Source organism: Streptomyces sp. NPDC006339 (assembly GCF_040612775.1).
Lineage (GTDB): Bacteria > Actinomycetota > Actinomycetes > Streptomycetales > Streptomycetaceae > Streptomyces.
In genome coordinates, this window is the sequence record NZ_JBEXQW010000005.1 from 208613 (window position 1) to 233367 (window position 24755).

The window sequence follows — 24755 nt, forward strand, 5'->3', positions numbered from 1 at the left end:
CCGCGTACTCTGTCCCCCACCAACCGACCACCGCACGAGAGAGCCCCCACAGCCATGCCCACATCTCAGGACATGACGACTGAGCTCGACCCCGGTCTCCTCGACGCCCTCCAGCACCAGGTGGCCGTCTTCGCCCGGCGGGCCGAGCAGACCCGGCTCGGCGGCACCGGGCAGCTCCGCAACTCCATGGACCGCGCCGCCTACCTGCTGCTCAACCGGCTCGACCAGGAAGGCCCGATGGGCGTGAAGGCGCTCGCCGCCGGCATGGGCATCGACTCCTCCACGGTCACCCGCCAGGTCGCCCCGCTCGTCGACACCGGCCTGGTCAAGCGCACCTCCCACCCCGAGGACGGGCGTGCGGTCGTGCTCCAGCTCTCCCCGCGCGGCCAGGCCCGCCTGGAGGAGGTCCGCGCCTCGCGCCGCCGGCTGATGGCCGAGGTGACGGACGGCTGGACGCCCGCCGAGCGCGAGTCCTTCTGCACCCTGCTCACGCGCTTCAACTCGGCGCTGTCCGCACGCCAGTCGGGCCTGCCGCCCGCCGACCGGGAAGAAGCCGCGCCGAAGCCGTGACCCGGGGCCCTCGCACGGGTCTTGACCCCGTGCGCGCGCCGGCCGCTAGATGAGGACGTGCGCGAGTCGAATCACGGCCACCCTGACGGAAACGCCACCCGCACCCGGGAGTTCCACGCCTTCGCGGCCGGGGCGTCGGGCCGGCTGCTGCATGTCGCGACCCTGCTCACCACCGAGCCCGCGCACCGCAACCCGCTCGCCCAGGACCTGCTGACCGCCTCCCTCGCCCACACCTACGCCCGGTGGGACCGGCTGCGCGGCGAGGACCCGTACGAGGTCACGCGCGCCGACCTCGCCGGCCGCTTCGCCCGCACCGCCTGGCGGCACCACCGCGGCCGCGGCGGCGTCCTGTCCGCGCTCACCCCGCAGGAACGTCTCGTCGTCGTGCTCCGGCTGTACGAGGGCGTGCCCGAGGAGCGGACGGCCGCGCTGCTCGGGCTGCCCGAGGAGCGGGTGCGGGCGGTCTGCGCGCGCTCCGTGAGCGCCCTGCGGGCGGCCTCGTGAACCGCCACGAACGCAAGGAGGACGAGGTCCGGCGGCTGATGCGGACCGCGCCGCCGGCCGTGCCGGTCGACCTCGCCGCGCGGGCCGTGGCCCGCGGCACCCGGCGGCTGCGCCGCGACCGCGTACTGCGCCGGATCGGCTGGGCGCTGCTCGCCGCGGCCGTGGTCGCCTTCGCCGTCTGGGCGTCGGTGGCCGAGCCCTGGCACGTACCGGCACGGACGACGCCACCGCTCGAAGGCTGGTGACGGCGGTCCCGGCCCGGCCGGACGACCGCGCAGGGCGCGGGAGGACGGAAGACCGCGCGGGACCCACCAGGCCGGACGACCGCGCGGGGCCCACCAGGCCGGACGACCGGGCGGGCGCCCCTGGCGGGGCGCCCGACGGGGGCTCGGACCTCAGCCGGAGGACACGGACTAGCCCAGCGCCTCGCGCAGGTCCGCGAGCAGGTCGTCGACGTTCTCGATGCCGACCGAGAGGCGGACCAGGTCGGCCGGGACCTCCAGGGCCGAGCCCGCGACGCTGGCGTGCGTCATCCGGCCCGGGTGCTCGATCAGGGACTCGACGCCGCCGAGGGACTCGCCGAGGGTGAAGAGCTTGGCGCGGTTGCAGACCTCGACGGCCGCGGCCTCGCCGCCCTCCACGCGGAAGGACACCATGCCGCCGAAGGAACGCATCTGCTTGGCCGCGACCTCGTGGCCCGGGTGCTCCGGCAGGCCCGGGTAGAGGACCTGGGTGACCTTCGGGTGCTGGGTCAGCATCTCCACGATCTTGCCGGCGTTCTCGCTGTGCCGGTCCATGCGCACGGCGAGCGTCTTGATGCCGCGCAGCACGATCCACGAGTCGAACGGGCCGGCCACCGCGCCCATGGCGTTCTGGTGGTACGCCAGTTCCTCGCCCAGCTCCGCGTCGGCCGTCACCAGGGCGCCGCCGACGACGTCGGAGTGGCCGCCCATGTACTTGGTGAGCGAGTGCACGACCACGTCCGCGCCGAGCGCGAGCGGCTGCTGGAGGTAGGGGGAGGCGAAGGTGTTGTCGACGACCAGCTTCACCCCGGCCTGCCGGGCCACGCCCGCGACCGCCTCGATGTCGGTGATGCCGAGCAGCGGGTTGGAGGGGGTCTCCACCCAGATCAGCTTCGTACGCTCGTTGATCGCGGCGCGCACCGCCTCGACGTCGGAGGTGTTCGCGACGGAGAAGTCCACGCCCCAGCGCTCGACGACCTTGGCGAAGAGGCGGAACGTGCCGCCGTACGCGTCGTTGGGGATGACCACGTGGTCGCCCGGGACGAGGAGGGTGCGCAGCAGGCAGTCCTCGGCGGCGAGGCCGGAGGCGAAGGCGAGACCGCGCCGGCCGCCTTCGAGGGCCGCCAGGTTCTCCTCCAGGGCGGTACGGGTGGGGTTGGCGCTGCGGCTGTACTCGTAGCCGCCGCGCAGCCCGCCCACGCCGTCCTGCTTGTAGGTGGACACCTGGTAGATGGGCGGGACGACCGCGCCGGTCAGCGGGTCGGCGGTGTTGCCCGCGTGGATGGCGCGGGTCTCGAAGCTCTGGTGGGTGTGCTGGTCGCTCATGAGGAAGGAGCGTAGTCCCGTGGTGGGCCGGTCGCCGCCTCATGTCTCATCGGGTGTCCTGGACAATGGACGCATGGAGATTCTCTGGTTCCTGATCGCGCTCGGACTGCTCTTCGGCGTCCTGGGTCCCTATGTGCTGCGCCGGCGCGGTGGCGGCATCCGGCAGGTGGCACCCGGCTCGCCCGACGCGGCGGACCCGGAGGCGTACGGATTCCTGCGCCAGGAGGAGCAGGACGTGCGGCTGCCCGGGCCGGACCGGGATCTCCTCGACGTGCTCGACGTGGTCCAGGCGACGCAGGACTGGCGGGCCGCCTCGCAGCTCCTGAAGGGCACCGCGAAGGAGGGCGAGACGCGCTGGCAGCGGGTCCAGTCCTTCGCGGGCGCGGCCTCCCTGGAGCTGGCCGAGCGGCCGGGCGTCGGGGCGGCGTGGCTTCGCTCCTGGCGGGCGGAGGCGCCGAAGGACCCGGGCGGCGCGCAGGTGTACGCGGAGTTCCTGGTGCAGCAGGCGTGGCGCTCGTCGACGGCCGGCTCGCAGGACTTCCGGGTCATCCTGGAGGAGGCCCGGGCGGCGTGCGAGCAGGCGGCGCTGCTGTCGCCGGGCGACCCGGTGCCGTACATCTCCGAGCTGGCCGTGGCCCGTGGACTCGCCTACCCGCACGAGCAGTTCGACCAGTTGTGGGCGAAGGTCATCGACCGCGCGCCGGAGCACATGGGGGCGCATCTGGCGGCGCTGCACTACTGGTGCGGGAAGTGGCACGGCTCGCGCGAGGAGGCGGACCGCTTCGCCACCTCGGCGGCGGCCCGCGCGCCGCGGGGTTCGCTGCTCGCCGCGCTGCCGCTGTTCGCCGTGTTCGAGAACCGGCCGGAGATCGTGGTCGGCGTGGACTTCCACCGCACGGCGGTGGTGACCAGGGCCGTGGAGGGCGCCCTGTACGCGGTGCACTCGGCCCGCCCCGACGACCCGATGCTCGCGCACGTACGCCACCTGCTGGTGCCCTTCCTGATCGGTGCCGAGCGCTGGAGCGAGGCGATGGCGCTCCTGGTGCGGGTGGACGGGTACGTGGGCGCGCTGCCGTGGACGCTGGAGGAGGACCCGGCGGCGGCGTACACGGCGCACCGCAACCTGGTGGTGGCCGGCTACGAGGCGAGCGGGGGCAGCCCGGCGACGCTGCCGAGGTGACGCCGCCGCGGTGACGCTGGCGGGGTGATGCCTGCGGGGTGATGCCGCCGGGGCGGGGAATCGCCGGACGGCGGGGGACGTTGTGCCTTTCGCCGACTGTCGAGGAGAGATGCCGCATGTTCCTGTCCCGCACCCCCGTGCTCCCCACTCCCGACCAGGCCCTGCGCGGGCGCTCCGAGCCCGAGTTCCAGGTCCCGGAGCGCCACACGGTCCTCGGCACCCCGCTCCTCGGGCCCTACCCGGAGGGCCTGGAGGTCGCGGACTTCGCGCTGGGCTGCTTCTGGGGCGCCGAGCGCAAGTTCTGGCAGACCGAGGGCGTCTTCACGACCCTCGTCGGCTACCAGGGCGGCTACACGCCGCACCCGGTGTACGAGGAGGTCTGCTCGGGCCTCACGGGCCACACCGAGGTCGTCCGCGTGGTCTTCGACCCGGCGAAGGTGTCGTACGAGCGCCTGCTGAAGCTCTTCTGGGAGTCCCACGACCCGACCCAGGGCTTCCGCCAGGGCAACGACGTCGGCACCCAGTACCGCTCCGCCGTCTACACCCACTCCCCCGAGCAGGCCGAGGCCGCCGCGGCCTCCCGTGACGCCTACCAGAAGGTCCTGACCGGCTCCGGCTACGGCGCGATCACCACCGAGATCCTCCCCGCCGAGGGCCGCCGCTTCTACCCGGCCGAGGGCTACCACCAGCAGTACCTGGACAAGAACCCGGCGGGCTACTGCGGCATCGGCGGCACGGGCGTCTCGTGCCCGATCGGGGTGGCGAAGGCGGAGTAGGCGTCGGTCATCCGGACTCCGCCCCTACTCGGCCGACGCCGCCGCGCGCATCGCCGCCGCCGTCGTGGCCGGGTCGTAGTCCTCGGGGACGCCGTCGACGAGCAGGATGTCGCCGGGGATGTGGCGGGTGCGCAGGGGGATGAGGGCCTGGTAGGGCTCGGAGTCGTACCAGGCGCGGGCGGCCTCGTACGTCGGGAAGGCGATCATGACGAGGGCGCCGGGCCACTCGCCCTCCAGGGTCTCGCGGCGGGGGGCGCCGTGGACGAGGAAGCGGCCGCCGAAGGGGTCGAGGGTGGCCTGGATGCGCTCGATGTAGTCGAGGACCTCCTCGTGGGGGGTGGCGCTCGGCTGCAGGTTGGCTATCGCGTATGCGGTCATGGGGAGAGCATGCCGGGGCATGCCGTACGGGGTCGATTACCCCGCAGGTCATGCCCCGGCCCGCTGGGGCCCAGCGCCGGTCAGATCGTCGACGCGTCGATCACGAAGCGGTAGCGCACGTCGGAGGCGAGGACCCGCTCGTACGCCTCGTTGACCTGGTCCGCCGTGATCAGCTCGATCTCCGCGCCCAGCCCGTGCGTGGCGCAGAAGTCCAGCATCTCCTGGGTCTCGGCGATGCCGCCGATCATCGAGCCGGCCAGCGTCTTGCGGCCGCCGATGAGGGAGAAGAGGCCGACCTTGACCGGCTCCTCGGGGGCGCCGACGTTGACCAGGGCGCCGTCGGTCTTGACCAGGCTCAGGTAGGCGTCGAAGTCCAGCGGCGCGGAGACCGTGGAGATCACCAGGTCGAAGGTGCCGGCGAGCTCGGTGAAGGTCGCCGGGTCGCTGGTGGCGTAGAAGTGGTCGGCGCCGAGCCGGAGGCCGTCCTCCTGCTTCTTCAGCGACTGGCTGAGCACGGTCACCTCGGCGCCGAGCGCGTGGGCGATCTTGACGCCCATGTGGCCGAGGCCGCCGAGACCGACGATGGCGACCTTCTTGCCGGGGCCGGCCTGCCAGTGGGCGAGCGGCGAGTAGAGGGTGATGCCGGCACACAGCAGCGGGGCGGCAACGTCGAGCGAGATGCCCTCGGGGATGCGCAGGGTGTAGTTCTCGTCGACGACGATGTGGGTGGAGTAGCCGCCGTAGGTCGGCTCGCCGTTCTTGTCGAGGGCGTTGTACGTGCCGGTCATGCCGTTCACGCAGTACTGCTCCAGGCCCTGCTCGCAGTACGCGCAGGTGCGGCAGGAGTCGACGAAGCAGCCGACGCCGACGCGGTCGCCGACCTTGTGCCGGGTGACGCCGGAGCCGACCTCGGTGACGATGCCGGCGATCTCGTGGCCGGGAACCATCGGGAAGATGCCCTCGCCCCAGCCGTTGCGGGCCTGGTGGATGTCGGAGTGGCAGATGCCGGCGTACTTGATCTCGATGAGGACGTCGTGCTCGCCGACGGCCCGGCGCGGCACGGTGGTGCGCTCCAGCGGGGCGTTGGCGGCGGGTGCTGCGATGGCGGAGACGTTCGTGGTCATGGGGCAAGCCTGCCGTGGGTTTCCGGCCACACCCAGACCACTGTTCTGCCTACGACCGGCGTGCCTACCACTGGCAGGGTCAGGAACGTACGCACGGTTCCGGCCGTCACCGGGAATACTGGGGAGGCATGGACCTCAGTGCCGAACTCAGCGAATTCCTCCGCTCCCGGCGGGCACGCCTGAAACCCCAGGACGTCGGCCTGCCCGAGTTCGGGCGGCACCGCCGGGTGCCCGGCCTGCGCCGCGAGGAGCTGGCGCAGTTGGCCGGGGTGTCGGTGGCGTACTACACGCGGCTCGAACAGGGCAACGGCCGGAACGTGTCCATGGAGGTGCTGGACTCGATCGCGCGGGCGCTGCGGCTCAGTGACACCGAGCGGGCGCACCTGACCCATCTGGCGAAGCCGACCGTGAAGAAGCGGCAGCGGGCGGGGAGCTCGCGCCCGCAGCAGGTGCGGCCGGGTCTGGCGCAGTTGCTGGACGCGATGGAGGGGGTGCCGGCCTTCGTCCTGGGGCGGCGGCTCGACATCCTGGCCTGGAACCGGATGGCGCGGGCGCTGTTCGGGGACTTCGCCGCGTGGGACCCCGGTGAGCGGAACATGGCCCGGATGATCTTCCTGGACGCCAACGCGCGTGATCTGTACGTCGACTGGGAGTGCAAGGCGGTCGAGGTCGTGAGCGTGCTGCGGCTGTACGCCGGGCTGCACCCGGACGACCCGGAGCTGATGACGCTGGTCGGCGAGCTGTCGGTCAGGAGCGAGGAGTTCCGCTCGCTGTGGGCGGCGCACACGGTGACGGACAAGGGGCACGGGACGAAGCGGCTGCGGCATCCGCTGGTGGGCGAGATGACGCTGTCGTACGAGTCGTTGAAGGTGTCCGGCGACGATCCCGACCTGATGCTGGTGACCTACCACGCGGAGCCCGGCTCGCCGTCGGCGGACGCGCTGCGGCTGCTGGCGCAGTGGGGCGTGGACGATCCGGTGGAGGCGGAGCCGGACCCGAACGCGGACACGCGGCCCTGAACGAAGCGGCCCCCCTCGTCGTGGACGAGGGGGGCCGCTTCACTTCACCGGTACGGCAGGGATCAGACCGCCGAGCCGGCCTTCCACTCCGACCAGCTCATGTTCCAGCCGTTGAGACCGTTGTCGGGCGCGATCGTCTTGTCCTTGGAGTTCTTGACGATGACGACGTCGCCGATGAGCGAGTTGTTGTAGAACCAGGCGGCCTGCTGGTTCGGGTCGCCCGCGCCCTTGACGTCGGCGAGGCCCACACAGCCGTGGCTGGTGTTGACGTTGCCGAAGATCGAGCGCGCGCCCCAGTAGTTGCCGTGGATGAAGGTGCCGGAGGTGGACAGGCGCATGGCGTGCGGCACGTCCTTGATGTCGTACTCGCCCTTGCCGTCGGCGTCGGTGAAGCCGACGGTGGCACCGTTCATCCGGGTCTCCTTGAACTTCTCGGAGATCACCATCTGACCGTTGTAGGTGGTGTTCTCCGGGGAGCCCGCCGAGATCGGGATGGTCTTGATCGTGCGGCCGTCCTGCTTGACCGTCATCATCTTCGTGGCCACGTCGACCGTGGAGACCTGGTTACGGCCGATCTTGAAGGTGACGGTCTTCTCCTGGACGCCGTAGACGCCGTCGGCGCCCTCGACACCGTCGAGCTGCAGCTTCATGGTGACGGTCGAGCCCTCGGCCCAGTACTTCTCCGGGCGGAAGTCGAGCCGCGTGGAGTTGAACCAGTGGCCGACGACCTCCTGGCCGGAGCTGGAGCTCACGCTGATGCCGCTCTGGACGGCCTTCTTGTCCTTGATCGACTTGTTGAAGTTGATCGAGACCGGCATGCCGACGCCGACCGTGGAGCCGGCCTCCGGCGTGAAGTTGGCGATGAAGCTGTTGGCCTTGGAGACCGTGGTGAAGGAGGAGTTCTCGTGCGCCTCCAGCCCGTCGGCGTCCGTGGCCGTCGCCGCGATCTTGTAGACGACGCCCCGCTTGAGCTGACCGCTGGGCTGCCAGCTCAGACCGTCCGCGGCTATCTCGCCCTTGACGGTGTCGCCCTCGGCGGAGGTCATGGTGACCTCCGTGAGCTTGCCGTCGGTGACGGTGACCTTGGCGCCGTCGTTGATCGAGACGTTCTGGGCACCGTTCTTCGGCGAGATGGTGATCTGCGCCTTCGAGGTCTTCTGCGCGGCGGCCTCGTCGACCTGAGCCTGTGACTGGGCGCTCTGCGAGGCGTCGGCGGCGCTGCCGCCCTTGTCGCTGTCGCTGCACGCCGAGAGCACCAGCACGCCACCGAGCACCGCGGCGGCCGCCGTCAGGCTCTTGCGGCGCTTGCCGTACGTCATCACACGCTTCTCCATCGTCGCCGATTACCTGCCACTTCCCACTGAAACACCCATGACAACCCGCCCGGTTCCGTAACCGGGGGGTTTGTGGGGAACACCACTGTGCGACACGCACCGGCGGAGCGTTCGGTTCCCGCCGTCGTCCCGTCACGGGAACGGGCCCCGGGACGACGTCGTCCCGGGGCCCGGAGGGCAGGGGCGGTCGTCAGGTGCGGTCGTCTTCGTCGTCTTCCCGCACACCATCTTCGTCGTCGGGGTCCCACTCCATCGCATCGGGGTCGTAGTCGATCTCCTCGCTGCTCCAGGAGGCTTGCACCATCTCGACTCCGGGGACGGTTCCGACCAGGTCGAAGGGCTCGACGAGGTAGGCGAGGGCCTCCGCGCTGTCCTCCGCGACGGCGGCGCGGGCGTGCACCCGCTCCTCCTCCGGCATGAACTCGTCGGCGTCGATGCGGCCCGCGGCGGCCTCGGTGAGTTCGGCGGGGCCGTCGACCTCCAGGACTAGATCGACCCGAAGCCGTACATAGCGTGATGTCTCGGAAGTGCTCATGGGCGGAGCGTAGAGCGCGCGGGGGCCTCGGCTTTCCCGCGACCCGCTGAGTTCATTAGCATCGGCGCACCTACCAATTCGCGGTTTCCGCAAGGGGGATCGAAAAGACGTGTCCGCCGCCCGACGCCCGTTGCTCACCGCCACCGCCGCGGGGACACTGCTCTGCGCGCTCTGGTTCGTGCCTTCCGCGAACGCCACCGGCGAACAGCACGCGCAGGTCGGCGCGTCCTCGGCCGGCGCCGAGGTCCACGGCGGCGAGCCGCGGCTCGCGGAGACCGGTGGCATCGACACCACGCCGTATCTGCTGGGCGGCGCGACCTTCCTGGCCGTGGGCGCGGGCTTCGTGACGCTGGCGATGCGCCAGAGCGGCCGGGCCTCCTGAGCATGGCGAAGGGCCGCCCCCGGGTGCTCGGGGGCGGCCCTTTCCGTACCGGCTCGTACGTCCGCTAGGCGAGCGGTCCGGTGACCGGCTCGACCGCGGCGACCAGCCGGCCCTCGCGCACGAAGGCGTCGGTGGCGGCCAGGTCGGGGGCGAGGAAGCGGTCCGGGCCCGGGCCCTCGACGCCGGCCGCGCGCAGCGCCGCGATGGCGGCGGCGGAGGCGGGCGCGGGGGCGAGGCCGTGGCGGAGCTCGATGGCGCGGGTGGCGGCGTAGAGCTCGACGGCGATGATCCGGTTGAGGTTGGCGACCGCGGTGCGCAGCTTGCGGGCGGCGGACCAGCCCATGGAGACGTGGTCCTCCTGCATCGCCGAGGACGGGATGGAGTCGGCGGAGGCCGGGACGGCGAGCCGCTTCATCTCGCTGACCAGGGCGGCCTGCGTGTACTGGGCGATCATCAGACCGGAGTCGACACCGGCGTCGTCGGCGAGGAACGGCGGCAGGCCGTGCGAGCGGTTCTTGTCGAGCAGCCGGTCGGTGCGGCGCTCGGCGATGGAGCCGAGGTCGGCGGCGGCGATCGCGAGGAAGTCGAGGACGTACGCGACGGGGGCGCCGTGGAAGTTGCCGTTGGAGCGGACCTGGCCGTCCGCGAGGACGACGGGGTTGTCGACGGCGGCGGCGAGCTCGCGCTCGGCGACGAGCCGGGCGTGGGCCATGGTGTCGCGGCCGGCGCCGGCGACCTGGGGGGCGCAGCGCACGGAGTAGGCGTCCTGGACGCGGGGGGCCTCGCCGCTCTGGTAGTGGCCGGTGAGCTCGGAGCCCTTGAGCACGGCCAGCATGTTGGCAGCGGAGGCGGCCTGGCCCGGGTGCGGGCGGATGGCGTGCAGCTCGGGCTCGAGGACCTTCTCGGTGCCGAGGAGGGCTTCGAGGGAGAGGGCGGCGGTGATGTCGGCCGACTTGTAGAGGGTGTCGAGGTCGGCGAGCGCCATGATCAGCATGCCGAGCATGCCGTCGGTGCCGTTGAGGAGGGCGAGGCCCTCCTTCTCCCGGAGCTCGACGGGCTCGATGCCGGCGGCGGCGAGCAGCTCGCCGGCCGGCTTGACCACGCCGTCGGGGCCTTCGGCGTCGCCCTCGCCCATGAGCGCGAGGGCGCAGTGGGAGAGCGGGGCGAGGTCGCCGGAGCAGCCGAGCGAGCCGTACTCGTGGACGACGGGGGTGATCCCGGCGTTGAGGAGGTCGGCCATGGTCTGGGCGACCTCGGGACGGACGCCGGTGTGGCCGGAGGCGACGGTCTTGAGCCGCAGGAACATCAGCGCGCGCACGACCTCCCGCTCGACGCGCGGGCCCATGCCGGCGGCGTGCGAGCGGACGATGTTGCGCTGGAGCTGGGTGCGCAGCTCATGGCCGATGTGCCGGGTGGCGAGCGCGCCGAAGCCGGTGGAGACGCCGTAGACCGGCTCGGGCTTGGCCGCGAGCGCGTCCACGGTGGCACGCGCGGCGGCGAGCGCCTGGACGGCCTCGGATGACAGCTCGACGCGGGCGCCGTGGCGGGCGACGTCGATGACGTCCTGCGGGGTGGTGCCGGACGTCCCAAGGACGACAGTCTGCATATCCATATTCAGCAGCCTACGGACTGAAGAGCGACATGTCACTAGTCGCCTGGGGAGACGCCTGGAGGGCAAAGTTCCACGGGCCGCCGGAGGGGCGACACCCACCCCTGGTGATCAGGAGCCTTCAAGTTCTGGCATATTCACTCAACGCGTCCGGAGTGACACTCTGCGTGCGGTACCGTTCACGCAAAACGGCCCCCGCGATGGTTGCAGCCATCGGCGAGGGCCTTCACCACCAGTGGAATCGAGACCCCTCCACCGATGATGTACCGGCACATTATCGCGCCCTCGCGCGGCTTCACCCCGTTCTCCCACGAGATCATCCGGCATCCACGCCTCGGCTCCGATGCCGTACGGCTTCTGACCTGGCAGTTGTCCCTGCCGCCTGGTGCGGCCGAGTCGCTGTCCCGGACGGCCGAACGTGCCCGGATCGGGGCATGCGCGTTCGCCAGGGCGAAGCGGCAGTTGAAGGAGGAGGGGTTCGTGCACGAGCGGCGCGTGCAGGGGCCGGGTGGGCGGTGGGTGACCGAACAGCTCGTGTCGAACCGGCCGTTGAGCGCGGCGGAGGCGGCGAAGCTGCTGGGGCGGGTGCCCGTACCGGGTGCCGGGATTCCGGCCGTCGGTGGGCCGACCACCCCGTCGACCGGCGGTCATCCGAAGAAAGACCGTGTCGAAGACACCTCCGACCGTCCACCCGGCCCGGACGTCGAGGTCGGGGCGGCGCCGCCCGCGCCGCCCGCGCCGCCCCCGCCCGCCGCTCCCGAAGAGGCACGCGCGCTCGTCGCCGCGCTGCCCCTCCTCTCGCCCGCCCTCCGGTACATCCCGGCCGGCATGCGGGACGAGCTGGCCGGGCTCGCCGCCCGCTGGCTGGCCGCCGGGCACAGCGCGGCCGACATCCACGCCCACCTGCTGCGCGGCCTGCCCGGGGGCGGCACGCCCGTGCACCGGCCCGGCGGGCTCGTGCGGTATCTGCTGCGGGAGGTCCCGCCGCCCGCGCCCCCGGAAGCCGTCACTCCCGGGCCCCGTACCGGGCCGCGTCTTTCGGCGCGGCTGGACGGGGTCCGGGAGTGCGAGGGCGAGCACCTTCAGGCGACCCTGTTCCGGCCGGTCGGGGACGAGACGCTCTGCGCCCGGTGCGCTCCGCGCCCCGCACCCCCGCCCCCCGCACCCCTCCCGGCCGGGCCGCCGCCCCTCAGGACGGGTTCAGCTTGATCGCGAATCCGTTGAAGACGGACCAGACGTCGACCCAGCCGAGGCCCGTGCTGCACTCCTTCGCGGCGTTGCAGCCGTAGCCGACGCTCACGATGCCGTTGAGCTGGCGCGAGTCGGGATCGTTGATGAAGATCACGGGGCCGCCGCTGTCACCGCCGCGGCCGACGATGCCGCCGTGGTGCGGGACGCCGTAACTTCCCCACACGGTCGTCCCGTTGACGTTCCAGCTCGCGTTGCCCGCGTACACCGTGCGGATGTTGCAGACCACCTTGGAGTTGTAGCCCAACTGACAGGTGAAGTCGCCGACGGCGACGTTGCGGACGCCGTTCAGATAGCGGCTGTATCCCGCCGCGTCGACGCCGTCCCAGGTGGCGCGGTAGGTCCGGGTCTCGATGAAGGCCGAGTCGATCTCCGGCTTCTTGTACTTCACCTGGCCGATGTAGTTGCCGCCGGCCGCCCAGACGTTGTCGTTGACGTTGTAGCAGTGCCCGGCCGTGACCAGCCACTGGCGGCCGTCCCAGGTGCTGACGGCGGGGATCCCGCTGGTGCACCACGAGCGGTCGCCGTTGGCCGGGCCGAGCGCCGCTCCCGCGTAGAAGGGTGCCGTGTCGTTCCACCGGCTCAGCGGAGCCGAGGGCGGCGCCTGCCGTACGCGTACGGGTGTGGCCCCGGCGGCCGCGCGCTGGCGGGTCACGGCCGGGGAGGCGAGCCACTCCCGGGCCGCGCCCGGCTTGTCGACCCCGAGCTCGATGGTGCCGCCGTCCGGCGAGGCACCGGCCAGGGAGACGGTGAAGGGCAGGTCCGCACGGGAGGTGAGGGCCGTGATCTCCGCCCTGAGCTCCTTACGGGACTTCTTGGCCGGGAGGATGCGGATCAGGCGGGTGTCCGCCTCCGGTACGGCCCGGTGCGCGGCCGCCAGGAAACGCGCGCCCTGGCGGGGGTCGGTCAGATGGACGTGGACGGAGCGGTAGTCGGAGGCCATCGCGACCTGGGTGTAGACGTCGGCCATGGGGCCCTGCCCGGCCTGGGCGGCGGCGTCGGCCGCCAGCCTCAGCGGTCCGAGGATCTCGGCCTGCCGCTCCGGGGACAGGGCCGCGACGCGGTCGGCGGACAGCGGTTCGGGCTCGGGCGGCTCCGCGTGGGCGGAGACCGCCAGGGCGGGCAGCAGGACCAGCGCTCCCAGGAAGGCGAGGGAGCGCCTGATTCTTTTCTTCATGAACCCCCCTGATCAACCGTCACCGACCCCGCGGCAGCGGGGTCCCGGTGTCCCGGATGCTAGGAGGGGCCCGTCGGGCCGAAAAAGGCGCACGCACCCGTACTCCGGAAGCGCCCCGCGGCCCGTCCGCCGCCCCGGCGCCGGGCGAAACCCCTGCCCATGGCCGCCGCGGCGGAGGCACGCGCCCCCGGCGCACCGTCCGGGCACGGCGACAGCCGCTGTCCGGATACGACCGGTCCGGCCGCCCGGGAAGCGGTCCCCCGGTTCGCCCTCCCACCCGGCTGAACGTTCCGCCTCGCCCGCCCCGGTCCTGGCCGGATACCGCCGCGCAGCACCGGCCGGCGCCGCTCCCGCGTCACCCCGGCGCCTCCCCGCCGGCCGCCCGGCGCACGAGGGAGTACGGCGCGGAGGCGTGCGCCATGAGGCCCGCCACGGGGCCGGGGGCAGGGCCGGAGCAGGGCCGCGTGGCCGGGGCGGGCAGCGCACGAGGCCCCCGTACGACGTCCCCGTACGAGGACCCGCACGAGGACCCCGTACAGCCGCACGAGGTCCCGTACAGCGCGCCCTACACCGGCGGCGCGTCCCGGAAGCGGCGGCGGTCGCGGGCTCCGGGCGGGGCGTCGGCGAGGCGGATGACCGTGCCGTCGCGGCCGGCCACCACGGGCTTGGCGGAGCGGGCCGCCTTGGCCTGGTACTGGGCGGCGTCGGCGAGGCGGAACAGGCGCCGGGCGGACTTCAGGGGGCCGATCGGGTCACCCGTGGACGCCACCCCGCAGGCCACGCCCTCCCCCAGCTCCAGCTCCGCCGCCCGTACGCACAGCTCCTCGGCGACCGCCACCACCTCATCCGCCGTCGGGCCGACCGTCAGGAGGCAGAACTCGTCACCCCCGAGCCGGGCCGCAAGAGCCCCCGGCAGCATCGCGCCGCATCGTGACAGAACGGAGCCGAACCGTTCCAGCAGACGGTCGCCGACCGCGTGGCCGTGGGTGTCGTTGACCCGCTTGAGGCCGTTCAGGTCACAGACCACCAGGCTCACCACAGAGCCGTCGGCGCGGTAGCGCTCGATCGCCTGGTCGAGCCGGGTGTCCACGGCCCTGCGGTTGGCGAGCCCCGTCAGCGGGTCGGTGAAGGCCAGCTTGCGGACCTCCTCCAGGCGCTCGGCCTGGGCGATCCCCGCGGCGACGACGGCGGCGAGGACGGTCGCGAAGTCCGCGTCGTCCCGGTCGAAGGCGACCGCCCCGGCCGGCCGCGCCACGTACAGCTCGCCCCAGGCGCGCCCGTGCAGCACGACCGGCGCGACCACACAGCAGCCGCGCCCGCGCCGCCGCAGACCGGCGACCCGGGCGGTCGGCACCGGGTCGTCGACGGTCTCCACCCACGCGTCCGGCTCGCCGCCGCCCGCCCACTGCTCGTGCAGGAACTCGGTGATCTCCGGGAACTGGTGCACGGGGTAGGTCTCGGCGTCCGGGAACTCCTCCTCCCCCACCGCCCGCGCACCCGCGTTGACCAGGACCTTCAGCCGGCCGTGGTCCCGCTCCCAGACGGACAGCGCCGCGAAACCGCCGCCGAGCGCCTCGCAGGCGCCGAGCGCGGCGGCCCGCCAGAACTCGCGCGGTGTGTGCGCCGCCGCCATCGCCTGCGCCAGCGCCACGACGGCCCGCAGCCGAACGTCCTCACCCATTCCTCCAGCTTAGGGAGGTTTGATCCATTTTCCCCTTCGAGACGTCACACAAAGTGACATTTGGTGCAAAACGGGAACAACTGGACCGCGCTCACTCGCCCGGCCACTGCGGCTTCCGCTTCTCGTTGAAGGCCGCCACGCCCTCCGCCCGGTCGCCCGAGAAGGCCACCGAGCGCCACGCCGCGTCCTCGACCTCCAGGCCCGCCCGCAGGTCCAGACCCTGGCCGAGCCGCATGGCCTTCTTGGCGGCGCGCAGGCCCACCGGCGAGTTGGCCGCGATCCGGCCGGCCAGCTCAAGCGCCGCCGTACGGGCGTCCTCCTCCAGGATGTCGATCAGGCCCAGCTCGCGGGCCTCCGCGGCCTCCACCCGGCGCGCCGTGAAGACCAGCTCGGCGGCACGGGCCGCACCCACCCGGCGCGGCAGCAACTGCGTACCGCCGCCGCCGGGGATGACGCCCACGGACACCTCGGGCAGACCGACCACGGCCGTCGCGTCGGCCACGATCACGTCGCAGGCGAGCGCCAGCTCGAAGCCGCCGCCGAGGGCGAAGCCGTGCACGGCGGCGAGGGTCGGCATGGGCAGCTCCAGGACGCCGGTGTAGGCGGCGCGGGCGACCGGCCGCTGCCGGACCAGCTCGGCGTCGCTGAAGGAATTGCGCTCCTTGAGGTCGGCGCCGACGCAGAAGGCCCGGTCGTTGGACGAGGTCAGCACGGTGACGCGGACCGAGGGGTCGGCGGCGAGCGCGTCGCAGGCGGCCCCGAGGGAGCGGGCCATCTCCGAGGAGACGGCGTTCATCGCCTTGGGCCGGTCGAGGACCAGCTCGGCGACGAACTCCTCCTTGCGGACCACCACGAACTCACCAAAACGCTGCTCGGACTGCTCCGACATGACCGCACACCCTCCCGGTTAACGCCTGTTAACGGCTGTTCACCGGAGATCTTAGGTGGGACGGCGGCTCAGCAGCCAGGGCTCGACCACACCCAGTCCACGCACCGGCCGCTGCCACATCGGCTGGAGCGCGAAGCGGTACGCCGGAGCCTGCCCGCCCTCCTTCTCGGCGCGGGCGGCCTCCTCCGCGGCCTGTGTCTCGGAGACGGGCGCCTCGCCGGTCCTGGTGAGCTCCTCGGCGAGGGCGCTGTCGACGAGGACGGCGTCCTTGGGGGCTATCGAGGTGAGCCGGCTGGCGAGGTTGACCGTGGTGCCGAAGACGTCGCCCATGCGGGTCGTGACGGTGCCGAAGGCGATGCCGACGCGCAGCGCGGGCATGGTCTCGTCGTGGCTGAGCGTCTCGATCAGCCGGAGCGCGATCTCGGCCGCCGTGCCGGCGTCGTCGGCGGCGTACAGCACCTCGTCGCCGAGGGTCTTGATGAGCCGGCCGCCGTGCGCGGCGACCAGGTCGGCGCAGGTGGTCTCGAACGCCTCGACGAGCTCGCCGAGCTCCTCCTCCTCCAGGCGCCGGGTGAGCCGGGTGAAGCCGACGAGGTCCGCGAAGCCGACCGCGAGCCGCCGGTCGACCATCTCCTCGTCGTCGGCGGCCTGCACGACCCGGCCGGTGGCGGCGGCGAGCTGGCGGCGCCACACGTAGATCAGGAACTCCTCCAGCTCGGGCAGGAGCAGCTCGACGAGGGGGTACGTGACCTCGGTGCGGGTCATGCCGGGCTCGGGCGGCTCGGTGAGGCCCTCCAGGAAGGAGTCGATCTGCCATTCGGCGAGCCGGGCGGTGGTCTGCCCGGTGGAGCGGGCGACCTGCACCGCCATCGGCTCGCTGAGCAGCCCGGCCTCGACCAGACCGGCCAGGCGGCGCAGCGCGAGCACGTCGGCCTCGGTCAGGGCCTTGGCCTGGCCGATGTCGGCGAAGCCCATGGCGCGCCAGAAACGGGAGGCGAGCTCCATGGAGACACCGGCGGTGCGGGCGGCCTGGAAGGGCGTGTAGCGGCGGTCGGCGCCGAGGATGAGCTGTTCGAGGCGGATCGCGAGGGGGTCGTCGGTCGGTTCGACCGTGTGGTCGACGACATGGTGGGGCGTGGGATACGTCGGGGGCTCGGCGGCGTCGGCAGGTCCGCCTTGCTCGGCGGACCCGGCTTGCTCGGCAGGTCCGGCTTGTTCGGCTGGATCGGTCCCGCCGCCGTTGTTCGCGTCGTCGACGGTCACCGGCCGCCTCCTGCCCGTTCCCTGCCCACTGTCCTGCCGATCTGTCGCGTGGAGGGTGCTTCCCCGGTCTTCACGGATCGCTCTCCACGAATCGCGCTCCACGATACGACAGGTGTGTGCTGGCTCACGCCCGAACCGGTGCCGACCCGTCCCGACCGGTCGGGAACCGGCCGGTCCGGACGGGTGACGTCGGGCGTCAGCGGTGGGTGCGAGGGCGCGGCGGCCCGGTTCAGCCGGCCGCGCGCAGATGGACGACGTCGCCGGCCGCGACGGCCTCGGTGCCGCCGCCCTCGGTGGCGACGACGAGGCGTCCGTCGTCGTCGACGCCGACGGCCTCGCCCTCCAGCATCCGCTCGCCCGGAAGGTCGGCGCGGATCCGCCGGCCGAGGGTGGCGCAGCCGGCCGCGTAGGCGTCCTGGAGCCCGGACGCGGCCGGGTCGCCGCCGGCCCGCACCCAGTCGCCGTACCACTGCTCCAGGGAGCGCAGGATCGCCCGCAGCAGGGTGTCGCGGTCGGTGGAGACGGCGTCGGCGAGGAGGAGGGAGCCGGCGGCGGGGACGGGGAGCTCGTCCTCGCGGAGGGTGACGTTGATGCCAAGGCCGATGACGACGCCGTCCCGGCCGGCCCGCTCGGCGAGGATGCCGCCGGCCTTGCGCTCCTCGCCCGCCACCTTCACCAGGAGGTCGTTGGGCCACTTGAGGGAGAGGTCGGTGCCGGCGGCCTTGGCGAGGCCGCTCGCGGCGGCCACGCCGGTGAGCAGCGGCAGCCAGCCCCAGTGGTGCGTGGGCACGGCGGGCTTGAGGAGGACAGAGAGGAAGAGGCCGGAGCGGGCGGGGGCGCTCCAGGTGCGGTCGAGGCGGCCGCGCCCGGCGGTCTGCTCCTCGGCGACGAGCACCGCGCCCTCGGGGAGTTCGTCGGCGCGGGCGGCGAGATCGGAGTTGGTGGAGCCGGTGGACTCGACCACGTCGAAGGAGGTCCACAGCGCGTCGGGCAGCACGAGTGCGCGGCGCAGGGAGGGTGCGTTCAGCGGGGGGCGGTCGAGGTCGGACCAGCGTCCCGCGGAGTCTTGGGAGGACGTCATGCAAGCCAGCGTAGGTGTGGCAAACGCCGCACTGCCGAACCGTATCGACGCCGATACGCTACGGGTCAGTAGCCCAGCAGTAGTCCATTCGAAGTCATCGAACCCCCCGTGACCAGGCAGGGAGCCGCATCCCGATGTCCGAGCCGGCAGAGCACAACGAGATCGACATTCACACGACCGCGGGCAAGATCGCGGATCTGCAGCGCCGGATCGGCGAGGCCACGCACGCCGGTTCCGAGCGCGCGGTGGAGAAGCAGCACGCGAAGGGCAAGCTGACCGCGCGCGAGCGGATCGCACTGCTGCTCGACGAAGGTTCGTTCGTTGAGCTGGACGAGCTGGCCCGGCACCGGTCGTCGAACTTCGGTCTGGAGAACAACCGTCCGTACGGCGACGGCGTGGTGACCGGCTACGGCACCGTCGACGGCCGCCCGGTCGCCGTCTTCTCGCAGGACTTCACGGTCTTCGGCGGCGCCCTCGGCGAGGTCTACGGCCAGAAGATCGTCAAGGTCATGGACTTCGCCCTGAAGACGGGCTGCCCGGTGATCGGCATCAACGACTCCGGCGGCGCCCGCATCCAGGAGGGCGTCATGGCCCTCGGCGCGTACGGCGAGATCTTCCGCCGCAACACGCACGCCTCCGGTGTGATCCCGCAGATCTCGCTGGTCGTCGGCCCCTGCGCGGGCGGCGCGGTCTACTCGCCCGCGATCACCGACTTCACGGTGATGGTGGACCAGACCTCGCACATGTTCATCACGGGTCCGGACGTCATCAAGACCGTGACGGGCGAGGACGTCGGCTTCGAGGAGCTGGGCGGCGCCCGCACCCACAACACCACGTCGGGCGTGGCGCACCACATGGCGGGCGACGAGAAGGACGCGATCGAGTACGTCAAGTCCCTTCTGTCCTACCTTCCGTCGAACAACCTGTCCGAGCCGCCGGCCTTCCCGGAGCAGGCCGACACGGAGACGACGGACGAGGACCGCGAGCTGGACGTCCTCATCCCGGACTCGGCGAACCAGCCGTACGACATGCACTCCGTGATCGAGCACGTCCTCGACGACGGCGAGTTCCTGGAGACGCAGGCCCTGTTCGCGCCGAACATCCTGACCGGCTTCGGCCGCGTCGAGGGCTTCCCGGTCGGTGTGGTGGCCAACCAGCCGATGCAGTTCGCGGGCTGCCTGGACATCGACGCGAGCGAGAAGGCGGCGCGTTTCGTCCGCACCTGCGACGCCTTCAACATCCCGGTCATCACCTTCGTCGACGTCCCCGGCTTCCTGCCGGGCGTGGACCAGGAGTACGGCGGCATCATCCGGCGCGGCGCGAAGCTGATCTACGCGTACGCCGAGGCGACCGTCCCGCTGATCACCGTCATCACCCGCAAGGCGTTCGGCGGCGCCTACGACGTCATGGGCTCCAAGCACCTGGGCGCCGACCTCAACCTGGCCTGGCCCACCGCCCAGATCGCCGTCATGGGCGCGCAGGGCGCGGTCAACATCCTGCACCGGCGGACGATCGCCGAGGCGGAGGCGAGCGGCGAGGATGTCGAGGCGGTGCGCGCCCGGCTGATCCAGGAGTACGAGGACACCCTCCTCAACCCGTACATCGCGGCCGAGCGCGGATACATCGACGGGGTGATCCTGCCGTCCGACACCCGCCCGCAGATCGTCAAGGCGCTGCGTCAGTTGCGGACGAAGCGGGAATCCCTGCCTCCGAAGAAGCACGGCAACATCCCGCTCTAGCCGTCCGGGAGGACCAGCAGATGATCAAGGTCGTACGAGGAAACCCGACGCCGGAGGAGCTGGCCGCCGCACTGGCGGTGGTCCAGGCCCGGGCCGCGGCCACGGCGGCGGCCGCCGCCGAGAGCGGCGGCCCGGCGGTCCCGGAGGGCTGGTCGGACCCGGCGCGCATCGCCCGCGAGGTACGGCACCGGCCGGGGCCGCGCTCCTGGGCGCGGTCCTACTGGCCGGCGTGAGCGGCACGCGCGCGCGTACGTAGGCAGGCGGCGGAAGGCCGGACCTCTTGTGCGGGAGGTCCGGCCTTCGCGCGTACGGGGTGGGGCTACGGCAGACGGTCAGACGAGGGGGGCGACCGCCTCGGCCATCAGCCGGTAGCCGGCGTCGTTCGGGTGCAGCCGGTCCGCGTACGCGTACGCCGGGTTCAGCGCCTTCGCGTCCCGCGGGTCGGCGAGGAGCCGCGCGAAGTCGACGACCGCGTCGAATTCGCCCGAGGTCCGGATCCAGTGGTTGACCTCGGCGCTGGTCCGCTCGGCGGTGGGGCCCCAGTGGCTGGTGTCCTTGAAGGGCAGCAGCGTCGAGCCGACGACCCGTATCCCGCGGGCGTGCGCCGCGTCGATCAACTGACGGTAGGCGGCGATGAGTTCGGCCGAGGTGACGACGGGCGAGGGCTTGTAGGTGGGGTGCGGGTCGGGCTTGAGGGCGGCCTCGCTGTAGCCGATGTCGTTGAGGCCCTGGAGCAGGGCGACCGTGGAGACGCCGGGCTGGTCGAGGGCGTCGCGGCGGAAGCGCGCGGTGGAGCGTTCGCCGTACCAGGCCGAGTCGTTGAGGACGAGGTTGCCGCCGATGCCGGCGTTCACGACGGGCCGGTCGATCCGTTCGGCGAGCGCGTCGGAGTAGCGGCGGTTGGTGTGCGGGGTGGAGCCGAAGCTGTCGGTGATGGAGTCGCCGAAGAGCACCACGCCGCCCTTCGCGGGCGGGGTTCCGCCGCTGACCTCGACGCCGCTGAGGTAGTACCAGGACTGGCTGCGGGCGGTGAAGGCGCGGCCGTCGGTGTCGGCGCGGTGGTCGCCGTCGGCGCGGAAGCTGTCGGCCCACGCCTGGGAGTGGAAGGTGGCGGGTCCGGTCGTTCCGGCGAGGTAGAGGGTGACCGTCACCGTCTCCAGGCGTCCGAGGGCGAGCCGGGCCGGGTCGCTGCGCAGTTCGCCGCGGGCGGGGACGGACGCGGACCGGCTGCCGCCGAAGGTGAGGTGGCGCACGGAGCCGGGTTCGACGGCCGCGCCGGTGGTGGTGCGGGCGACGGTGGCACCGGTGACGGCCAGGGGTGAGGTGCCGTACGCGTTCGAGAGCCGGATCCGTACCCGGTCGCCGTCCTCGGTGAGGCGGACCACCTGCCGGAGGGTCTGGCGCGAGAAGCCCTCCTGGGACCAGTTGGGGGTGAAGCCGGTGGCGGGGAGCTGCGGGGAAGCGCCCCAGGCGGCGTGCCACCGGGCGGTGGGGGCGGGCCCGGACCGGGTGTCGGCCTGATGGCCGGCCTCGGCGCCGGCGTGGGTGCCGGAGAGCAGGGTGAGGCCGAGGGCGGCGGCGAGCAGCGGGGCGAGGAGCTTCTTCATGGCGTGAGTCCTTGCGGGCAGAGGTGACGGAGGGCTTAACGGGAAGCTAGTTCCGTTAAGATGTCTGGGACACTAGCAGACTCGGAAGCGTTAATGGAACAGGAGACCCGTTTGAGCGAGACCGACCGGCCGTCCGCGCCGGGCAGCGTGCGCCCCGGAGGCCGTACCGCGAAGGTGCGCAGGGCCGTCCTCGACGCCACCGAGGACGCGCTCGCGGCCTCCGGCTTCCACACCCTGAACATGGATCAGATCGCCGCGAGCGCGGGCGTCGGCAAGACCACGGTCTACCGCCGCTGGGGCTCCCCGGTCGGCCTGGTCACCGACCTGCTGCACGACATGGCGGAGCAGTCCCTGCCGGCCGCCGACACCGGCAGCCTCGCCGGCGACCTGCGGGCCAACGCCGCCCTCGTGCACCGCACCCTCACCGACCCCCGGATGGGCGCCGTCTTCCGCGCGGTGATCGCGGCGGCGGCCTGTGACGAGGAGTGCGCGACCGCCCTGCGCGGCTTCTACCGCACCCGCCTGGAGGAGTGGGCCCCGGTGGTGGCCCGGGCGGCGGCCCGGGGCGAGGTCCCCGCCGGCACGGACGCCCTCGAACTGCTGCGGGCCGTCTCCGCGCCGCTCTACTACCGGTTCGCGGTCACCCGCGAGGAGCTGACCGAGGCCGACGCCGAACGGGCGGTCAGGGCGGCCCTGGCCGCCGCGGCCGCCGGGGCCTTCGCCCGGCCGGAGGACTAGTCCTTCGGCCCGGACGCTTGAGTACCCGTACTCAGGCGCCCCGGCCCTCCGGGCCGCAGGATCGAGAGCATGCTCTGGTCCGACCCCGATGACGAGCCGCCGAAGGAACTGCGCGACATGCAGGCCAAGCTGCGGCGCGCGAGCGTCCTGCTCGCCGTGGCGATGGTGCTGCTGATGTTCGTGGTCGGCGCGCGCTGAGGGGTCGACGTGGGCGGCACGGCGAGCGGGGACGCGGCGGGCGGGGGCGTGTCGAGACGGAGCGGACCGAGCGGGCGGGGCGCACCGAGCCGGGGCGCACGGCGCCGGGGCGCACGGCGCCGGGCGGGGCGCACCGAGCCGGGGCGCACGGGGCCGGGCGGGCGTACCGAGCCGAGGCGTACGGCGCCGGGCGGGCGTACCGAGCCGGCCCGCCCGCACGTGCGCCGAGGCCGCGTGCACCGGCTCGCCGCGGAGCGCGGACGGGCTCGCTACGCTGCCCCCATGACTGCTGATCGCCGACGTCTCGTGCTCGCCTCCGCCTCCCCCGCCCGGCTCGGACTGCTCCGGCAGGCCGGACTCGCTCCGGAAGTGATCGTGAGCGGCGTCGACGAGGACAAGACGCACGCCCCCACCCCGGCCGAGCTGGCGCTCGCCCTCGCCGAGGCCAAGGCCGCCCATGTCGCCGCCCGCCCCGAGGTGTTCGGCGCCCTCGTCATCGGCTGCGACTCGGTCCTGGAGCTGGACGGGCAGGCCCTCGGCAAGCCCGCCGACGCCGAGGAGGCCACCGCCCGCTGGAAGGCGATGCGCGGCAGGGTCGGCATCCTCCAGACGGGTCACTGCGTCTACGACACGGCGGCCAAGCGGTACGAGTCGGCCACCGCCTCCACCGTCGTCCGCTTCGGCGAGCCCACCGACGCCGAGATCGCCGCCTACGTCGCCAGCGGCGAACCGCTCCACGTGGCGGGCGCGTTCACCCTCGACGGCCGCTCGGCGCCCTTCATCGAGGGCATCGACGGCGACCCGGGCAACGTCATCGGCCTCTCCCTGCCGCTGCTGCGCACCCTGCTCGGCAAGCTCGGCGTCTCCATCACCGACCTCTGGGCCTGAGCGGACCGGACAGCCGGGTTCACGCCGGAGCCGGCGCCGCCTCGGTCTCCGGCCCGGGCCCGGCCCCCGGCTCGGGCGCGGGCTCGGTCTCCCCGTACGCCACGAGGGTGAGGACGATGAGTCCGACCACCAGCATCAGGAACACGAACGCCGCCCAGCCGAGCAGCCCGACCGCCACCGCGCCGAGGACGCCGTGGACGACCGCGCAGCCGATGAGGAGGGCGCGGCCCGGCCGGCCGGGGCGGCGGTCGCGTATCGCGGCGATCAGCGGGACCAGACCGCACAGGAGCAGCAGGACGCCGGAGCCGATGCCGAGGGCCCAGGTGCCGGTGTACATGACGTCGGGGTCGAGCCCGTCGAGGGACATCGACTGGCCCTTCACGAACCGGGCCATGACCGCGTTGAGCGCCACGATGCCGGGTGCTTCGAGGAAGAGCACCACCGCGGTCACGAGCGCTATCGGTCTTCGGGCCACCTCGGCCACCCCCTGGGTGCGGCTGTTACCTCCGGTACGTACGACATCGCGAAGGCTACTGGCCGGTAAACCCGTGGACAAGGGTTCGTGTCACCCGGCGTCCGCCCGCCACCCTGGCAAAGAATCATTGCGCCATTCGTAGGGACTCCACAAAGAAACCCGTTTGTCGACTGGCCCCGCGAACAGAGACCTGCGCCACACCTCGGAGCTACTGTGCCGTAAAGAATCCCTGCGTACCGTGGTGCGACAAGGGATTTCACGACCCGAGCAAGCCTCGCATCACGCTCCGTGTGGGCAAGCTCACCACTGGGGACGGGTCGAAAGGCCGTGTCGGCAGTCCCTAAACTCAGCTTGTTTCAAGGAGGGAGCCATCGTGCGCAAGGTGCTCATCGCCAACCGTGGCGAAATCGCTGTCCGTGTCGCCCGTGCTTGCCGGGATGCCGGGATCGCGAGCGTAGCCGTCTACGCCGATCCGGACCGGGACGCCCTGCACGTCCGCGCGGCCGACGAGGCGTTCGCCCTGGGCGGTGACACTCCCGCCACCAGCTACCTGGACATGGGCAAGGTCCTGCAGGCGGCGAAGGATTCGGGGGCGGACGCGGTCCACCCCGGTTACGGCTTCCTGTCCGAGAACGCCGACTTCGCCCAGGCCGTCCTGGACGCCGGACTGATCTGGATCGGCCCCCCGCCGCAGGCCATCCGCGACCTCGGCGACAAGGTCGCCGCCCGCCACATCGCCCAGCGCGCCGGCGCCCCCCTCGTCGCCGGCACCCCCGACCCCGTCTCCGGCGC

At 72.6% G+C, this 24755-nt stretch carries 27 protein-coding genes; 14 read left to right on the plus strand and 13 right to left on the minus strand.

Annotation, left to right across the window (positions count from 1 at the left end):
- Positions 1 to 54 precede the first annotated feature (54 nt).
- Genes ABZ135_RS06105 through ABZ135_RS06115 form a run of 3 tightly spaced genes read left to right on the plus strand, consistent with a single transcriptional unit; the run spans position 55 to position 1319 of the window.
- The gene (locus ABZ135_RS06105; RefSeq protein WP_356692264.1) at positions 55 to 570 is read left to right on the plus strand and encodes a MarR family transcriptional regulator; all 516 of its coding nucleotides are present in this window, start codon (positions 55 to 57) and stop codon (positions 568 to 570) included.
- Positions 571 to 627: 57 nt separating this feature from the next.
- Entirely contained in the window at positions 628 to 1074 is a 447-nt protein-coding gene (locus ABZ135_RS06110) for a sigma factor-like helix-turn-helix DNA-binding protein (RefSeq protein WP_356692266.1), read from the plus strand.
- Entirely contained in the window at positions 1071 to 1319 is a 249-nt protein-coding gene (locus tag ABZ135_RS06115) for a hypothetical protein (RefSeq protein WP_356692268.1), read from the plus strand. The genes ABZ135_RS06110 and ABZ135_RS06115 overlap by 4 nt, the downstream gene beginning before the upstream one ends.
- Before the next feature lie 168 nt (positions 1320 to 1487).
- On the opposite strand, the gene ABZ135_RS06120 is transcribed toward ABZ135_RS06115, so the two are convergent.
- Entirely contained in the window at positions 1488 to 2642 is a 1155-nt protein-coding gene (locus tag ABZ135_RS06120; protein ID WP_356692270.1) for a cystathionine gamma-synthase, read from the minus strand.
- A 73-nt stretch (positions 2643 to 2715) separates the two neighbouring features.
- Here ABZ135_RS06120 and ABZ135_RS06125 point away from each other — a divergent pair, with 73 nt between their 5' ends.
- Together ABZ135_RS06125 and msrA are read left to right on the plus strand one after the other, a co-directional pair.
- The gene (locus ABZ135_RS06125; RefSeq protein WP_356692272.1) at positions 2716 to 3822 is read left to right on the plus strand and encodes a hypothetical protein; all 1107 of its coding nucleotides are present in this window, start codon (positions 2716 to 2718) and stop codon (positions 3820 to 3822) included.
- 116 nt (positions 3823 to 3938) lie between these two features.
- Positions 3939 to 4598, plus strand: coding sequence for a peptide-methionine (S)-S-oxide reductase MsrA (gene msrA / locus ABZ135_RS06130; protein ID WP_356692274.1), 660 nt, complete (start codon positions 3939 to 3941; stop codon positions 4596 to 4598).
- Positions 4599 to 4622: 24 nt separating this feature from the next.
- Here msrA and ABZ135_RS06135 read toward each other — a convergent pair whose 3' ends face one another.
- Both ABZ135_RS06135 and ABZ135_RS06140 read right to left on the minus strand, forming a co-directional pair.
- Positions 4623 to 4976: a DUF1330 domain-containing protein gene (locus ABZ135_RS06135; RefSeq protein ID WP_356692276.1), complete on the minus strand. Its 354-nt coding sequence runs from the start codon at positions 4974 to 4976 to the stop codon at positions 4623 to 4625.
- An 80-nt stretch (positions 4977 to 5056) separates the two neighbouring features.
- Positions 5057 to 6100, minus strand: a complete 1044-nt coding sequence (locus ABZ135_RS06140) for an NAD(P)-dependent alcohol dehydrogenase (RefSeq protein ID WP_356692278.1) — start codon at positions 6098 to 6100, stop codon at positions 5057 to 5059.
- A 128-nt stretch (positions 6101 to 6228) separates the two neighbouring features.
- On the opposite strand from ABZ135_RS06140, the gene ABZ135_RS06145 reads away from it, so the two are divergent.
- Positions 6229 to 7119: a helix-turn-helix transcriptional regulator gene (locus tag ABZ135_RS06145; RefSeq protein WP_356692280.1), complete on the plus strand. Its 891-nt coding sequence runs from the start codon at positions 6229 to 6231 to the stop codon at positions 7117 to 7119.
- Positions 7120 to 7181: 62 nt separating this feature from the next.
- On the opposite strand, the gene ABZ135_RS06150 is transcribed toward ABZ135_RS06145, so the two are convergent.
- Both ABZ135_RS06150 and ABZ135_RS06155 read right to left on the minus strand, forming a co-directional pair.
- Positions 7182 to 8453: an Ig-like domain-containing protein gene (locus tag ABZ135_RS06150; protein WP_356692282.1), complete on the minus strand. Its 1272-nt coding sequence runs from the start codon at positions 8451 to 8453 to the stop codon at positions 7182 to 7184.
- Between the two features lie 190 nt (positions 8454 to 8643).
- Positions 8644 to 8988, minus strand: coding sequence for a hypothetical protein (locus ABZ135_RS06155; protein ID WP_356692284.1), 345 nt, complete (start codon positions 8986 to 8988; stop codon positions 8644 to 8646).
- 109 nt (positions 8989 to 9097) lie between these two features.
- On the opposite strand from ABZ135_RS06155, the gene ABZ135_RS06160 reads away from it, so the two are divergent.
- Positions 9098 to 9370: an LAETG motif-containing sortase-dependent surface protein gene (locus ABZ135_RS06160; protein WP_356692286.1), complete on the plus strand. Its 273-nt coding sequence runs from the start codon at positions 9098 to 9100 to the stop codon at positions 9368 to 9370.
- A gap of 64 nt (positions 9371 to 9434) precedes the next feature.
- Here ABZ135_RS06160 and hutH read toward each other — a convergent pair whose 3' ends face one another.
- Entirely contained in the window at positions 9435 to 10976 is a 1542-nt protein-coding gene (gene hutH / locus ABZ135_RS06165; protein WP_356692335.1) for a histidine ammonia-lyase, read from the minus strand.
- A gap of 261 nt (positions 10977 to 11237) precedes the next feature.
- Between hutH and ABZ135_RS06170 the strand changes: the two genes are divergently transcribed.
- Positions 11238 to 12188 carry a hypothetical protein gene (locus tag ABZ135_RS06170; RefSeq protein ID WP_356692288.1) on the plus strand — a complete coding sequence of 317 codons (951 nt, stop codon included), beginning with the start codon at positions 11238 to 11240 and terminating at the stop codon, positions 12186 to 12188.
- On the opposite strand, the gene ABZ135_RS06175 is transcribed toward ABZ135_RS06170, so the two are convergent.
- The 5 genes from ABZ135_RS06175 to ABZ135_RS06195 form a co-directional block, all read right to left on the minus strand.
- The gene (locus ABZ135_RS06175; protein ID WP_356692290.1) at positions 12169 to 13404 is read right to left on the minus strand and encodes a hypothetical protein; all 1236 of its coding nucleotides are present in this window, start codon (positions 13402 to 13404) and stop codon (positions 12169 to 12171) included. The two genes, ABZ135_RS06170 and ABZ135_RS06175, sit on opposite strands and share 20 nt — an antisense overlap.
- A gap of 565 nt (positions 13405 to 13969) precedes the next feature.
- Positions 13970 to 15085: a GGDEF domain-containing protein gene (locus tag ABZ135_RS06180; protein WP_356692292.1), complete on the minus strand. Its 1116-nt coding sequence runs from the start codon at positions 15083 to 15085 to the stop codon at positions 13970 to 13972.
- 91 nt (positions 15086 to 15176) lie between these two features.
- Positions 15177 to 15974 (minus strand): enoyl-CoA hydratase-related protein, encoded by a 798-nt coding sequence (locus ABZ135_RS06185; protein WP_356692294.1) that lies wholly within the window; start codon positions 15972 to 15974, stop codon positions 15177 to 15179.
- A 51-nt stretch (positions 15975 to 16025) separates the two neighbouring features.
- Positions 16026 to 17237, minus strand: coding sequence for an adenylate/guanylate cyclase domain-containing protein (locus tag ABZ135_RS06190; protein ID WP_356692296.1), 1212 nt, complete (start codon positions 17235 to 17237; stop codon positions 16026 to 16028).
- Positions 17238 to 17466: 229 nt separating this feature from the next.
- The gene (locus ABZ135_RS06195; protein WP_356692298.1) at positions 17467 to 18318 is read right to left on the minus strand and encodes a biotin--[acetyl-CoA-carboxylase] ligase; all 852 of its coding nucleotides are present in this window, start codon (positions 18316 to 18318) and stop codon (positions 17467 to 17469) included.
- A gap of 134 nt (positions 18319 to 18452) precedes the next feature.
- On the opposite strand from ABZ135_RS06195, the gene ABZ135_RS06200 reads away from it, so the two are divergent.
- The gene (locus ABZ135_RS06200) at positions 18453 to 20057 is read left to right on the plus strand and encodes an acyl-CoA carboxylase subunit beta (protein ID WP_356692300.1); all 1605 of its coding nucleotides are present in this window, start codon (positions 18453 to 18455) and stop codon (positions 20055 to 20057) included.
- A 20-nt stretch (positions 20058 to 20077) separates the two neighbouring features.
- Positions 20078 to 20290 (plus strand): acyl-CoA carboxylase subunit epsilon, encoded by a 213-nt coding sequence (locus tag ABZ135_RS06205; RefSeq protein WP_356692302.1) that lies wholly within the window; start codon positions 20078 to 20080, stop codon positions 20288 to 20290.
- 99 nt (positions 20291 to 20389) lie between these two features.
- Here the strand turns inward: ABZ135_RS06205 and ABZ135_RS06210 are convergent, their stop codons facing one another.
- The gene (locus ABZ135_RS06210) at positions 20390 to 21664 is read right to left on the minus strand and encodes an SGNH/GDSL hydrolase family protein (RefSeq protein WP_356692304.1); all 1275 of its coding nucleotides are present in this window, start codon (positions 21662 to 21664) and stop codon (positions 20390 to 20392) included.
- Between the two features lie 93 nt (positions 21665 to 21757).
- On the opposite strand from ABZ135_RS06210, the gene ABZ135_RS06215 reads away from it, so the two are divergent.
- The 3 genes from ABZ135_RS06215 (at position 21758) to ABZ135_RS06225 (ending at position 23488) form a co-directional block, all read left to right on the plus strand.
- The gene (locus ABZ135_RS06215; RefSeq protein WP_356692306.1) at positions 21758 to 22402 is read left to right on the plus strand and encodes a TetR/AcrR family transcriptional regulator; all 645 of its coding nucleotides are present in this window, start codon (positions 21758 to 21760) and stop codon (positions 22400 to 22402) included.
- 69 nt (positions 22403 to 22471) lie between these two features.
- Entirely contained in the window at positions 22472 to 22600 is a 129-nt protein-coding gene (locus tag ABZ135_RS06220) for a hypothetical protein (protein ID WP_356692308.1), read from the plus strand.
- Positions 22601 to 22882: 282 nt separating this feature from the next.
- Positions 22883 to 23488, plus strand: a complete 606-nt coding sequence (locus ABZ135_RS06225) for a nucleoside triphosphate pyrophosphatase (protein WP_356692310.1) — start codon at positions 22883 to 22885, stop codon at positions 23486 to 23488.
- A gap of 19 nt (positions 23489 to 23507) precedes the next feature.
- Here the strand turns inward: ABZ135_RS06225 and ABZ135_RS06230 are convergent, their stop codons facing one another.
- Positions 23508 to 23963: a hypothetical protein gene (locus tag ABZ135_RS06230; RefSeq protein ID WP_356692312.1), complete on the minus strand. Its 456-nt coding sequence runs from the start codon at positions 23961 to 23963 to the stop codon at positions 23508 to 23510.
- Between the two features lie 373 nt (positions 23964 to 24336).
- On the opposite strand from ABZ135_RS06230, the gene ABZ135_RS06235 reads away from it, so the two are divergent.
- The coding region (locus ABZ135_RS06235; protein ID WP_356692314.1) for a biotin carboxylase N-terminal domain-containing protein at positions 24337 to 24755 on the plus strand (419 nt) is incomplete at its 3' end.